Source organism: Burkholderia sp. S171, from assembly GCF_009766085.1.
In the GTDB taxonomy this organism is placed as follows: Bacteria; Pseudomonadota; Gammaproteobacteria; order Burkholderiales; family Burkholderiaceae; genus Caballeronia.
Genome location: NZ_LMUF01000010.1, coordinates 1 through 519, shown reverse-complemented (window position 1 = coordinate 519; position 519 = coordinate 1). Strand labels below are relative to the sequence as shown.

The 519-nt window shown below is 59.7% G+C and carries 1 protein-coding gene; it reads left to right on the top strand.

Annotation, left to right across the window (positions count from 1 at the left end; all coding sequences use genetic code 11):
* Positions 1-519: NAD(P)/FAD-dependent oxidoreductase (locus GSQ93_RS37990; RefSeq protein WP_254073771.1), on the top strand; the 519-nt coding region annotated here is incomplete at both ends.

Here is a 519-nt window from a genome sequence, read left to right as displayed (position 1 = left end):
GTCGGCTTGGGGTATTCGAATCCGTACCTGTCACCGTTTGAGGAATTCCAGCGTTACAAGACACATCCGGCGATCCGCACGTTCCTTGAAGGCGGCAAGCGCGTGTCTTACGGCGCACGGGCGATTACGGCCGGAGGGTTGATGTCGTTGCCGAAGCTCGTATTCCCGGGCGGAGCACTGGCCGGCGACGACGCCGGGTTCCTGAATGCATCGCGGATCAAGGGCAGTCACGCCGCGATCAAGTCCGGCAAGATGGCCGCTGAAGCCGCGTTCGACGCCGTGCAAGCCGGTCGTCAAGCCGATGAACTGAGCGCCTACCCTGACGCGTTTGATCGCTCGTGGCTCAAGACAGAGCTATATCGCGCACGCAATTTCAAGCAGTGGATGAGCAAAGGTTTGTACCTCGGCACGTTCATGGTCGGGCTTGAGCAGAAGGTATTGGGCGGCAATGTGCCCTGGACGCTGCATCATCAGCACGCCGATAACGAAACGCTTAAACCCGCTTCGCAATGCAAGCCG